General features: G+C 33.6%; 15 protein-coding genes. 2 read left to right on the plus strand and 13 right to left on the minus strand.

Annotated elements, in window-relative coordinates; genetic code table 11:
- Positions 1-8: 8 nt before the first annotated feature.
- The 11 genes from essB to ACUN28_RS19200 all read right to left on the minus strand — a co-directional run bounded on the left by essB (position 9) and on the right by ACUN28_RS19200 (position 9200).
- Positions 9-1208, minus strand: coding sequence for a type VII secretion protein EssB (gene essB, locus ACUN28_RS19150; protein ID WP_016088170.1), 1200 nt, complete (start codon positions 1206-1208; stop codon positions 9-11).
- Positions 1209-1281: 73 nt separating this feature from the next.
- Positions 1282-1533, minus strand: coding sequence for an EsaB/YukD family protein (locus ACUN28_RS19155; protein ID WP_001007573.1), 252 nt, complete (start codon positions 1531-1533; stop codon positions 1282-1284).
- A gap of 4 nt (positions 1534-1537) precedes the next feature.
- Positions 1538-2041 (minus strand): type VII secretion protein EssA, encoded by a 504-nt coding sequence (gene essA, locus ACUN28_RS19160; RefSeq protein ID WP_016088171.1) that lies wholly within the window; start codon positions 2039-2041, stop codon positions 1538-1540.
- A complete protein-coding gene (gene esaA, locus ACUN28_RS19165; RefSeq protein WP_445423409.1) occupies positions 2013-5711 on the minus strand; it encodes a type VII secretion protein EsaA in 3699 nt (1232 codons plus the stop codon). Before esaA ends, essA begins: the two co-directional genes overlap by 29 nt.
- A gap of 126 nt (positions 5712-5837) precedes the next feature.
- On the minus strand, positions 5838-6134 hold the full coding sequence (locus ACUN28_RS19170; protein ID WP_000918601.1) for a WXG100 family type VII secretion target: 297 nt from the start codon (positions 6132-6134) through the stop codon (positions 5838-5840).
- A 368-nt stretch (positions 6135-6502) separates the two neighbouring features.
- Positions 6503-6745: a hypothetical protein gene (locus ACUN28_RS19175; RefSeq protein ID WP_016088174.1), complete on the minus strand. Its 243-nt coding sequence runs from the start codon at positions 6743-6745 to the stop codon at positions 6503-6505.
- 30 nt (positions 6746-6775) lie between these two features.
- Positions 6776-7204 (minus strand): GNAT family N-acetyltransferase, encoded by a 429-nt coding sequence (locus ACUN28_RS19180; protein ID WP_016088175.1) that lies wholly within the window; start codon positions 7202-7204, stop codon positions 6776-6778.
- Positions 7201-7572 (minus strand): cupin domain-containing protein, encoded by a 372-nt coding sequence (locus tag ACUN28_RS19185; RefSeq protein WP_016088176.1) that lies wholly within the window; start codon positions 7570-7572, stop codon positions 7201-7203. The genes ACUN28_RS19180 and ACUN28_RS19185 overlap by 4 nt, the downstream gene beginning before the upstream one ends.
- Before the next feature lie 12 nt (positions 7573-7584).
- On the minus strand, positions 7585-8070 hold the full coding sequence (locus tag ACUN28_RS19190; RefSeq protein ID WP_016088177.1) for a GNAT family N-acetyltransferase: 486 nt from the start codon (positions 8068-8070) through the stop codon (positions 7585-7587).
- Entirely contained in the window at positions 8067-8627 is a 561-nt protein-coding gene (locus tag ACUN28_RS19195; protein ID WP_033659674.1) for a 2'-5' RNA ligase family protein, read from the minus strand. Before ACUN28_RS19195 ends, ACUN28_RS19190 begins: the two co-directional genes overlap by 4 nt.
- Before the next feature lie 6 nt (positions 8628-8633).
- Complete coding sequence (locus ACUN28_RS19200) at positions 8634-9200, minus strand: GNAT family N-acetyltransferase (RefSeq protein ID WP_016088179.1); 567 nt, start codon at positions 9198-9200, stop codon at positions 8634-8636.
- Between the two features lie 136 nt (positions 9201-9336).
- Between ACUN28_RS19200 and ACUN28_RS19205 the strand changes: the two genes are divergently transcribed.
- Entirely contained in the window at positions 9337-9963 is a 627-nt protein-coding gene (locus tag ACUN28_RS19205) for a DUF1648 domain-containing protein (RefSeq protein ID WP_016088180.1), read from the plus strand.
- A gap of 26 nt (positions 9964-9989) precedes the next feature.
- On the opposite strand, the gene ACUN28_RS19210 is transcribed toward ACUN28_RS19205, so the two are convergent.
- Both ACUN28_RS19210 and ACUN28_RS19215 read right to left on the minus strand, forming a co-directional pair.
- Positions 9990-11102: a metallophosphoesterase gene (locus tag ACUN28_RS19210; protein ID WP_016088181.1), complete on the minus strand. Its 1113-nt coding sequence runs from the start codon at positions 11100-11102 to the stop codon at positions 9990-9992.
- 147 nt (positions 11103-11249) lie between these two features.
- Positions 11250-11672 (minus strand): GNAT family N-acetyltransferase, encoded by a 423-nt coding sequence (locus tag ACUN28_RS19215; protein WP_016088182.1) that lies wholly within the window; start codon positions 11670-11672, stop codon positions 11250-11252.
- Between the two features lie 130 nt (positions 11673-11802).
- Between ACUN28_RS19215 and pdxR the strand changes: the two genes are divergently transcribed.
- Positions 11803-13203 (plus strand): MocR-like pyridoxine biosynthesis transcription factor PdxR, encoded by a 1401-nt coding sequence (pdxR, locus tag ACUN28_RS19220; protein ID WP_445423410.1) that lies wholly within the window; start codon positions 11803-11805, stop codon positions 13201-13203.
- Positions 13204-13210 lie beyond the last annotated feature (7 nt).

The following is a 13210-nucleotide window of genomic DNA, read 5'->3' on the forward strand; positions in this document are numbered from 1 at the left end:
GTCCTTGCTTACTCTTTCTTCTCTGTGTTCGACGAGTCTTTATCGTTTGATGATTTGCCATATTTCTTTTCATATTCATCTAATTGTTGCTCATATGTTTTTAATTTTTGATCACGCTCTTCTCCTGATAAATCCGGATTATTTTTCAGCGATTCAATTTGTTTAACAAGGCCGTATATAATAAGCTGAGGATCATCAAGTGTCTTAGCTAAATCTAATGATTTATCAAAATTACCTTTTCCGTTATACATCCAATACAGCAAATACTTTTCATCACTTTTCAAACTAATATTTTTCATAATCATTTTCTTTTGATCTTCACCTAGTTTTTCAGCCGTAATGTATGCAAATGCTAACTCATATTTAGATGCAATCGGTAATGATTCAAATTCCTCTTCATTTAATTGCGTAATTACTTTGTCATAATCAGTTGCTATGAAACTCGCATTTGCTTCTATTAACTTATTTTGATAAGGAAATTTTATAAAAGTGAAATATATTAAAGGAGCAGCTAAAATAACTGTCGCCGCTATGAAGGAAAAAGCTAAGTATTTAAATGATTTATAGCTCTTTTTAGATACTAACTGCATATTTTTTTCTGTTTTTGTTTGTTCCTTCTCAAAGCTGTCATCAAGAAACTGCAGTAATGCATCTAAACTTTCCATTTGAGCAACTGTCTGTTCAAATGTTGTTTCTTTTGCATCTTTTAGTAACCCAGCATATAAATCATCAAAATTGTGCTTTTCGGAGAATAAAGCAATAATTAGACACTTGTATTGCGTTAAAAATTGCTCTTCTAACAACGGGGTTGGTGGAACAATATCTCGAATTCCTCTATGTATAATACTTGGCATTAAATTCGCATTAAAAACTATATTGTCTGGATGTAAAAAGAACGTAATTCGTTTATTTAAATATTTACGAAATTGCGCAACATTTCGAAGCAGTCTTAATTTCTCATTTCTTCCAAAACGGCTAAGATCGTCCCACTTATATAAATTTTTGTCCACTTGAAATAGAAACGTAAACATATCATCCATTTCTTCTATCGTTAATGGTACAAAGTCAGATGATGCGCCCGTAATTATATCGAATTGACGGAAATCTTTTATACGTGTTTGAGATTTTGTCATCTCCAATTTCCAATTTTCTTTTTCTATTTGAAATTGATAGTTCATTGCATCAATTTGAATTGTTTTTTCCGTCATGTTTATCCTCTTCTCCTTTTCTTTATAACCAGTAATAACTTATTTTCAAAAAACTAAAAGTAAGAAATATTCTTTATAAAACTTGTAAAATATCTCCGTCTGTTATTTGATGATCAATTAAACGATCATTATCTGTTAAAACAATTGACTTATTTCTCACTTTCATTACAAAATGTGAACCTTCATGATTATCAATCTTTAGCGTATCTAATAAGTTTTTCAATAAATATTTAATAGATTGATGATTCGGAATACGCAAATCATATGTATTTCCATTCCATTTACTAAAATCTACCGTTACATTAATATGCGTTTGTATTGCCATCACTTTACCTCCAACTTTTCCGAAGAACCGTATAAATACCGATGCAAATAAGTAAAACACTGCCGCCTAACAATATGATTATTGTTGTACTGATTGGCTTTTCATTCATTGTTTGATTACTTGCTACTTCATCAGCGCTTTTTCTTACAACGTATTCACTGCTAAACAAACTATTTTTCGTATCTTTAACACGATTATTTTCTTTTTGTTTTATAAAAAGAGAATCTCTTAAGGATTCCATCTCTTTTTGTTCTTTCTTTTTCTTTTTCTGAATTTCTTCTTCTACTTCTTCGTTAAACAACTCAATCGATGCTTTATCTAATTCTGTTTCCTTATGTTCCTTTTTATTTTTTTCTTGGTCTTTATCTTCAAAGCGGTCTACTTTAAACTGAATTTTCCCATCATCACCAAGATAACTGTCCGCCGCGCTCCTAATCGGTAGCGCGACAAACAGTAAAAGGAAACAAATAAATGATAACCTAACCACTATGCTCCATTGTTTGATCATTTACTTCTTTTTCCTCCCATTTCTTGTGCCATACAAATAGATTACTAACTAATCCTATAATGGCAATTACAAACAATACGATAAAAATAACTTTCCCTGTATCTTTACCGCTAATAAAATCATTTAGAAAACCTTCTATATATTGAAGCGGTGAAAATTGACGCAATTTACCTACAGAAGACATTTGGTCTACTTTACTTCCAACTGCTTCAGTTAAAAATAGATACATACTTAAAAATACTAATAAGATAAACATCCCTACCATTTTTATTTGTCGTAGTAAGTATGTTGAAACTAATACGAACGCCATCATTATGATTGTGATAAACGCAATCCATAGTAAACTTTGATCCTGACCGAATTTTAAAAGACGGCCTGAGATGACTCCTATACTGATCCCTTCCACAATCGATATTCCAAATGCTACTACTGTAGTTGGTACATTCATATCAATTAAAGAGAATCTCTCTTCAAAATGATCTGATTGTGTTCGTTTCTTTTCTTGATTCGCAATTGCATATGCCGTAAATAACGCAACAATGAAGCAAGTTAATACGATTAAGTATGGTGTAAAAGCATTTCCAGCTACAATTACCCCATCATTTTGTTTCTGAACTGGACTAGATAAAAACTCATATAGCATCTCATTTTGACGATCTCCAATACGACTATTCGCCAAAATCTTCGTAAAGTTTTTCGAGAATGCTTTATCATCTTCCATTTTCTTCGTAAAATCATTTAATAAGGAATCTGCTTTCGAAACAATTGTCGTTCCGCTGTCTTGAATTTCTTTTGCTTGTCCATTAATTTGGTCAAATGTTTTATACACATCATCTGATGTCGCTAAACTATGCTTTGAACTCTCTACTAATGACTGAGTTTGCATCGTTAAAGATTTAATACCAGAGTCTAACGATAGTACAGCTGTTTGCTCACCTGCATTATTAGTCGTTAATACTTGTTGTTCTTCAGCTAACTTTAAGCTACTCTCACGCCATTTCGCTAAACCTTTTACATACTCTCCTAAATTTTGATTCATACTAGTTGCTTGCTGCATCGTTTCATTTAACTTCTCTGCTAATAGCATTGAATTTTGATCTGCACTAGTAATGAGTTGTTGGTAAGAGTCTATTTTTTGCTTTAAACCCATCATATCTTGCTTTACTTCACTCGTAATACTAGCTGAAACAAGATTTGAAATTAAATCAATTACACTTTGTTTATTTAACATATAATACAATGAATGATCAGTCGCAATCGTATCTAAACTTCCCTCTTCAAGCTTAGGGCCTACATCATTTGTTCTTAAATCAATCCCATAATACATTTGATAAAGACTCAATAATCCTTGATAACTTTGAACGGTCTCGACTGCTTCTTTAATTAATACATTAGAGGTATTATCTGTTAACTTCTCAGTTTTTTGATGTACAATATAATTATTTGTACGTTCAATAACTGTTGAGCCACCACCTTGATTTTGGTTTCCCCCGTTATCTGTTCCCGTTCCGCCTCCTGGGTTTCCCCCGTTATCTGTCCCTGTTCCGCCTCCTGGGTTTCCTCCGTTATCTGTTCCCGTTCCGCCTCCTGGGTTTCCTCCGTTATCTGTTCCCGTTCCGCCTCCTGGGTTTCCTCCGTTATCTGTCCCTGTTCCGCCTCCTGGGTTTCCTCCGTTATCTGTTCCCGTTCCGCCTCCTGGGTTTCCTCCGTTATCTGTCCCTGTTCCGCCTCCTGGGTTTCCTCCGTTATCTGTTCCCGTTCCGCCTCCTGGGTTTCCTCCGTTATCTGTTCCCGTTCCGCCTCCTGGGTTTCCTCCGTTATCTGTCCCTGTTCCGCCTCCTGGGTTTCCTCCGTTATCTGTTCCCGTTCCGCCTTCTGGGTTGTTATTACTCTGTTCTGTCTTTTGAATGATAGGCTTTTTAACAGTGTTTACTAGTGGCATTATTCCATACTGCGTTTGATTAACTACATTTTCTACCTTGCTATTTTCTGTTTTTGTTCCTTCATTCTCTTTATTTGGTTCTTCTTTTTTAGGTTCTTCTTTTCCAGTACTAGTTTCTTTCTCATAATTACCATTCAATTTCCATTCCCACGTTACTGGAGAGAAAACATCTATATTGATACTTGGATCTATTAACTTCACATGAAGGCTAATTTTCAAATCTCCTTCATTACGTGCTGATATTACAATTGATCCGTTTTGTTTAAATTCACTTGTACGGTCCACACCATCAATTAATAGTGAATCTGTACTACCATATAACTCAAAGCCACTAGGAATAGTTATATTCATAGTTTGCGAAGAATCCATTCCAATTACTTTCGCTGTATCACTGAATGTAATTCCATCTTTAGCCAAACTTTCTTTTACTTCTTTAATTGAATTTCCTAAAGATATTTTATTGACTGGGTCATAATTAAAATTATTTTCTTTATTATATTTATTCGTAAATTGGATTACGTTTTTCAGTTGTAACTTCGTTACATCAGGCAAATCACTTTGAACGATTTCTTCCATTTTCAAACTAGGCAACTTCGTAATTAAATTTTCAATTTGTTGCTTGATTCGAATATCTGGTTGTTTCATTAACGAATTGATAACTACTTCATGTTGTCCATCATTTGAAATAGACTTTTGTAATCGTTTAAGGATCGTCGCTTGCATGTCACTTTCTAACTTCCCTGCAAGTTCTGTATCATATTCTGACACTTGTTTTTTTACATCTGTTAAATACTTTTGAATTGTTGAAGCATCAGCTAAAATATTAGGATCTTTCTCTGAAAGCGTAAATTGATTTGCGATAATTTTATTCGCAGATTCTAATGCGCTTAACTGCTTTAAAACATCGCCTGAATTCATATCACTCATATACTGATTAAATTGATTTGTAAAATTATTCGCTAACAGATTATTATCCGTTTGTATTTTTTGAAAGTTATTAAATCCTTCTAAATACGTATTATTAGATTTATTCCCTTCATCTAAAGCTTGACCAAAGCCTTTTAAAACATCTTGGAATCCTTTAAAACTATTAACAGAAATACCAGTGTAATCTTGTACCGTTTTAAATTGGTTTGTGTAATTTGCCAACGGGCTATGTACATCTTTTTTATACATAGTCGTTTGATTGGTCCCTTTTTCAATTATTTTACCTATATTATCTTGTGCACCTTGCAACTTACCGATAACACTTGCAAAATAAACGTCGATGATTTGCTTATTAAAATCTTCTAAAATAGCAGAAGCTGTATTTTCTGCCTCAGCTTTCAAATCTTTATTCCCAGTTGCATTTACTTTGTAATTTAATGTTAATTTTTCTGGAAGTTCTGAATCAATCGCAACAGCTTTTCTAGAAAAATCGTTAGGTATTACAATCATCATATTGTAATTATTATTTTTTAAACCACTTTCTGCTACACCACGACTTACTACGTACCATTCTTGTTTCGTATTTTTATTTACATTTTTAACAAATTGATCTCCAAACGCTATTTTATTACCTTCAAATACAGTACCTTGATCTTCATTTACCAATGCAACTGTCATTTTTTGCGTGGTATTCTCATTTGCTTTCTTAACATTTTGATTTAACGCTAAATAGGAGACCCCTGTTGATAACACAAGAGCTAAAATAATAAACAACAAGATGCTCCACTTGAACTTTTTCACTACTTATCACTCCTGCGACTGCGAGTCTATTAAGTTAAAGACTTCGTATCTTACTCTAGTTTTAAAGTAATTTAGCCATACAACGTATGGTTGCATGGCTAAATTATATAGTTCTTTTTATCTGTCTTATTGTAGACCGAAATTACGAGAAAGATCTTCGTCATGTCTTGCAACAGCTTCTGCAGTTTTATTAAGCTGCATATTAATTTCTTGTAATAGCTGTGCGAAGTTTTGTACTTTTGGCTTTAATTGATTGAACTGTTGATCAAAACCTTCGAAAGCACGACCTTCCCATTCTCCTCTTAATTCATTTTGTAAGTTTTGTAGTTGACGTAAAATGTCCTCAATTTGATTTGCACCTTGTCCATATCGAGTCGCTTTCGATTTAAGCTCCTCTGGTGACATGCGAATTTGTCCTGCCATAAATAAATCCCCCTTAAAATTTAAAAATAGTAAAATTAACCAAAAATCAATTCTACAAATTGATTATATCAATAATTTAAAAATTTCTAAACAAAAAAATGATATTTTTCCAAAATTTCTCTTTTACTATAATAACATTATATTATATAATACTAATTTAGTGTTTTTTAGGCATACTCTATAAATCTACTATAAATTTAAAGAAAACCTTTTATTCCATATGTCTTTAAGGACTTATCCATTTTAAATCCCAGCAATAAAGTGTTCACTAAATCAATATTTCCCCTTCTCCACTGACTTTTCATTTTCACCAATCTAATTTTTAAACATATTGGGCTATTCCAGCTCTAAAAGCTTTCTTGTCATTATTAGTCACCCCAAAACGGATAAGGAATCGGAAGTGTAATAAAGGATTGTAATCGCTCTAACAACTTTGTTTCTAGTCGAAGTTTTTCAATGCCTTTTTCATATTTAGGAAAACGAAATACTATTTCATCATTTACAATTAATACATCATTATTTTGTCCTATCTCATTTATGTAAGTTGATTCTATTTGTAATGCCGGATACACCATTTGCAAATACGCAACATATTCTCTTTCTCTTTTCATTTTTCCCTTCTCCCACTCACAATATTTTGCTCACTTCAAAGTCATAATTACCTGTCTTTCAACAAAACCAAATTCTTCGTACATCTCTTTCGCAAAATTTCCTGCAAATACATTTAAGCGAATTTCTGAATAATTCTTTTGTAATTCCTTAATACCAGCCCCCATTAACTTTCTTGACAACCCTTTCCCGCGGTACTCTGGAAAAACATACAATTCGTATATAAACCCTAGTTTTTCATGAGAAAAATAGTCCGTATTTTCCCCTATTAATATCCACCCCATTACATTGTTTTCTTCTTTAACGACTAAATAATATGATCCCTTTTCTACAATCGGCCTTGTAATCTCAATTGCTTTCTCTGTACTTAACTGACAATTACCCCTCGTTCCTTCAAAAAGCGATTGAGCTGCATATTGTATTATTTCGTCCGTTTCTTCCCGATTCGCCTTCTCTATCATTTTTCACAACTCTCCTTATTAATAGGCATTAATATAGCTAGTTCAAGACTCTCCGCCTCTATAACAATTCCCATCAATCCATTTTCCGTACTCGTCTCATGAAATTCGCCCTTCTCCCAAAATACCGCTTGTCCCGCTTCCACCTTCACTTTTTCTTTATCTACTCCGCATACATACCCTTCTCCGTCCACAATAAGAAGCAGTTGCGATACAACTGCTTCATGATATCCGATTACTCCATTCTCTTGTAAATGCATAGCACCGATATGTACATTTCCTTTATGGTTTAATATTTTCGACATTATGAAATTAGATTGAAATGCTGAGATTTGTTTTCCCACTTTTTCACTAAAATCAAAAATTTTCATTACTAGACCTCCTTATACGTATAAAACCATCCTTACTGTCTTCATCATATGTCCTTCAAAATCTTCTTCAAATTCCTCTAATTGTGCAAAACCTTTCGCTTCATAAAAACGTTTTCCTTTTTCATTCGCTGCTTCTACATGAATGTATAATTTCCGAATTCCTTTTAATGCCGTTAGCCCTTTTTGTAATAAAGCACTTCCTATTCCTTTCCCTTGCTGATCTGGTAACAAATAAATCGCACCTAATTCTGCTTCATTTTGCAGTCTAACAGGTGAGAAATTCACAAAGCCAATTACTTCTCCCTCTTCTTCCGCAACGAATAAATGTGTATTTTCAAGACGATATTGCATTTTTTCATCAGAATAAGCCTCGTCTAAAAAACTGTCTTGAATCTCTCTCGGAATAATGCCTTCGTATGTATCATGCCAAGCTATTTTCGCTACTGATTGTACAGCATGAATATCTTCTTGCTTCATTTCTCTAATTACATATGTCATCTCGTTGTCTCCATTCTCTTTAAATTATATTCTGCTAATATACTAGAAGAAATGGCAGAACCATTTTCATAATTCACTTTAATTAATTTTAATTTCTCAATTGAAGCTGTTGTAACATCAAATTTTTCATATATATATTCCATTACACTTAAAAACTGATTTGCATGTAACCTATTTGCAATCGTACAATGCGGAACCCATTTTTCTGGTACGTAATATGAATTTAAATTATCATGAAAAGTTTTAAAATAATCATGATAAGAATGATGAAGTCTTAACAATCCATCGGTAATGGTCGGTGCCAGAAAGATCGTTCCGTTAGTAGGAAAAATTCCAACAGAAGGAAAAGTTATTGCAGCCATATTCTCTTGAACAGCTACAAACTCCTCTAATTTCTCCGTATATAAATGAACATCTAATTCATTGTAATCAGCTAATGTAATATGAGGTTCTACTCCGGCTAATTGATTTGTGCCAATGATATTTGTTATTTCATTTTGCAATTCTGTAATTTTATTAGTAAATTCGCAATCAAATGTAGCAATAATAACGTATATACTTCCTCACCCCTTCGTTACACATAGCGCTTCCCATTCTTCACGAATCATTCCCATTCGAATAGAATCATAGTACGTTCCGTTATAGTATCGGCATTTGCGCATTCTACCTTCTAAACTCATTCCTATTTTCTCAGCTACTTTCATCATTCGTTCATTACCAGACCAAGTCGTGATTCCTACTCTACCAATCTCCATCTTTTCAAATAGTAAATCTCGATATAACGTTAACGCATCTGTACCGTAGCCACCATTCCAATAATTTGGATTATAAATTACAAGCCCCATCTCTAACCAACGCGTCGGCTTATACTCCCAATAAAACCCGACTGTCCCAATGATTTGACCGTTATGTTCTATAATTAAATTTGATAGTGGTTCTTCTTTTAAACGAGTTTCCATCTTCTCTTTATAAGACGGGTATTCTTGCATTGAGAACGGGAAATATGGTGCATCCCATTTCTTCCATTCTGGATTTTCTTCTTTAAATACGAGATTCCATAATGGTTTTATATCTGATTCTTCAATTGTACGAATTGTAACTTTATCCCCTTTTACTATTACGTTTTGCATAATTTCCTCCTACAATCCTCTTTATTTCATATATAATTATAATGTTTTTTCAGAAAAATCAAAACAAATATCGTTTATTGTATTGTATAATTTTGTTATAAGATACCAATTATTCATGTAGAAAGCTGGTGATTCAATGAATAATCGATTTAGTATTGCTTTATTTCTCACTATTATTACGACAAATATTATTCTCTATTTCTTCTTACCATTAAGTATTGTTACGAAATGGGACTTCAATGGAACGCCTACATCAACAATGGATAAAAGCACCTTTGTTATCGTAAATATAATTATATGTTCCTTCTTATTCTTTTTATTTTTAGCTTTATCTAAAGCAGTGAGTAACCAGAAATTCCTCCATTGGATCAGCAACACAATTTTACTATTTTTATTTTTTGTCGATATGGTCATTGCCCTCCTCGCTCTTGGCTTCTCACTTCCTCTTGATCATTTAATATTTTTAGCATTAGGGCTTTTATTTATATTAATAGGCTATTTCAGTTCCAAAATTGATACGACTAAATCAACAGTTTCATTGGAATGGAATGATAAGCACCTCGAAAAAAGAGCTTCGAATATTTGTAGTATTTCAATGATGATAGCAGGTATTTTTCTAGCCGGGCTTCCATTTATCGTTCCTGCTCCGTATAGAGGTTATGCTATACTCACAATTTTTTTAGGAATGACGCTTGTCATTTTACCGAGTACGATTTACTTACTTATGAAAGACAGCAAGCAATCTACTCATATAAAAAGATAATAAAAAAATAGGAGGCTCCATACCTCCTATTTCATCTTTTCTATCTCAACTAAAATACCTTTCTCTATCCAGCCTTCTACTCCATCTCTTTTAACTAAATCATATCCCGAGCAGCTGTTATCAATGAGAGAAACAATGTCCCCTATGCTTACGCTTATTTGTGCACAAGAAATATCAGTTTTCACTGTGTATTCACCTGAATCAAGTTGCCTAATATATTCATTTTTCACAGAGAGTAATGTATTCGTTTCCTTTTGCTTACACATTGTGTAATCTTGCATCTTCTCCAGCGGCTCTATGTAATAGTACGGATATGTTACCCCGCCCTGCATTGTTGCATCAGCATGAAAATCTGCTATTACTTCATACTCTGGAAAATAGTCTACATATGTATAAGAAAACGTATCACCTGTTAGCTTCCTCTGAATGATAAATGCGTTTAATTGCCCTGCCTCTTTAATCGCATTTCCCCCATCAATTGCAATAATCTTTTTCTCCTGATCAATAACTGGATTGTTAGATGGGGCTTCATCAGAATAGTTCACAACAGGCCAATGACCGACAACTACATACTTATTTGATCTATGTAATTTATTGAAAAACTCCGGCATTGCTATCGCATTTTTTCGTTCTGTTTCTTTCCAATCCTCTCTATCTTCAAGGCCAGCATGTACAAAGATATAATCTTCTGTTTCAATCGCTGTTGGCAATTCTGTTAGCCACTTTATTTCTTTTGAAAAATGGCCCATCAATATGTTTTTCACTTCACGAATATCACTTTCTTCATTAACGGTAACGTTCAATTGCCCTAGCCACTCATTAAAAATTGTATTCTTTCGCGTACACAAATAATGTATTAGCGCAGGGTTTTCATTTACAAGTGCTTCAACTACAACTTCACAATTCCCTTCTATTACATAAACATTTGGCTTACTAACTACTAGATCCATCACATAGTTTACGACGCCAATACTATTTCTTCCTTTCTCACAAAGATCACCATTAATAATTAAATAATCCTCATCTTTAAAATTAACTTTATGTAGTAGTTCTTTAAAAAGATCTAATTCCCCATTAATATCAGAAATAATGATGACTCTTACATCATTTGGTATCGATAATTTCTTTATTTTTTCCAAATATAAACGCCCCTAACATTCTCCAAATTCAACATTTCCTTGTTAAATTCTAATATTCGACAAATTATATTACTAGGCCTGTTCCTAGCTCAAATCTGGAAAAGAAAGTAGGTTCCATATATTTTCACACACGGAACCTACTTAGTATTATAACTCTTTATAAAAAGAATAGCTTACTTTATCATAGCCCTCTCTTTCATAAAAACGATGTGCATCCATTCTCGGAAACGCAGATGTAAGAACGATAGAGCTGCACCCTTTTTCTTTCCCCCATTTTTCTACATATGACAGCAGAACTTTACCATATCCTTTTGATCTGTGAGCTTCTGCCGTTACAAGGTCATACACGAAAACATGTTTCTCATTATAAAAGTTCGTACAAATCGCTACACCAGCTAGACTCACAACTTCTTCATCTTCATCCCGTAACGAGAGTAGTTTATAATTTTCTTCTTTCATTTTTTGAAATAAAGAACTCGCTTCTTCTCTTGAAAGTTTCGTTCGTAATTGCTGTAATACGGGAAATACATCATGTAAATCCTCTTCTGTTACTACTACTTTAATATTCATTATGATTCTCCCCTTACTATTTATAAAATTTTCTAAATGTTATATCATCATTATAGAAAGCGACTGCCCTTAGCTTAAGTGACAGTTCTATTCTTTTTTATAAGGCCAGTGTAAAGAGGAGCGTCTACGAATGAATCTTACTATCCCATTAGTATTACAAAGTAAAACACCCATTTACATACAGATTTGCGAATATATGAAACGAGAAATCTCTCATGGATCACTATGTGCCGGTACACGCCTTCCTTCTCACAGAAATTTAGCTATGCAACTTAATGTGAGCCGTATTACAGTTGAATCTGCTTATCAACAATTACTAGCTGAAGGGTATGTAGAAAGCAAACCGAAACGCGGGATTTTTGTTGCAGAAGTTGATATTGATGTCATTCAAAAGAAACAGCAAATTGCGTCAAACAGTGCTAACAATAAAGAAAACGAACAATATGATTATGATTGTAGTCAAGGGCTTATTGATCAAAAAGCTTTTCCGATAACAAACTGGAAAAGAGCAATACACGAAACTTTATTTCAGTATGAAAATGAATTATTTGCTAAAGAAGATCCACAAGGTGAGCTCGTTCTACGAGAACATATTTCAAAGTATTTATATCATGCTCGCGGGGTACATTCTTCACCTGATCAAATTATTATCGGAGCAGGTACGCAGCCTCTTCTTTGGCTACTCCTTCAACTACTTGGCCCAAAAAAAGAATACGGAATCGAAAACCCTGGTTTTCACCGTATACCTGCTATGATTCAAAGTTCTGGTCTTACCGTCCACCCCATCCCTTTAGATGATAAAGGGATTCATATTTCCGCTTTACGTGAATCGGGTTGCAATGTAGCATATGTCACTCCATCTCACCAATTTCCACTTGGAATCATTATGCCGTTATCTAGAAGACTCGAGTTATTAAAATGGGCGAATGATTATAAGGGCTATATTATTGAAGATGATTACGACGGGGAATTCCGTTATATAGGAAAACCTATTCCTTCTTTACAAGGACTAGATACAAATGAACGTGTTATTTATATGGGAACTTTCTCGAAGTCTTTTTTACCTTCTTTACGAATGGGATATATCGTTTTACCCCCTCACCTTTTAAGCGTCTATGAAGAACTTGGTGGTATGTTTAAACAAACTGTTTCTACGCTGCAACAACTTACCTTTGCCACCTTTATTCAAAATGGTGATTGGGAACGTCATATTAACCGAAGTCGTACGTTATATAAAAGAAAACATATTTCTTTAATTAAATCTATTACAAACGAAATGGGGAATAACGTCCATATACTCGGTGAACAATCCGGACTTCATATTGTACTTCACGTTCATAATGGGATGAACGAACAAGAACTTATTCATGCAGCTGCAAAAGAACGTATTAAGTTATACCCTCTCTCCACATACGATTCTGTTCATAATGTAAGGGAGGAGTCGTATGTATTGTTCGGTTTTGGCAGTATTCCAGAGGATCGTATCGAAATTGTTGTCAAATTACTGAAACAGGCCTGGTTCGCTAAATAAGAATAGC

The organism is Bacillus sp. WC2507, from assembly GCF_052656125.1.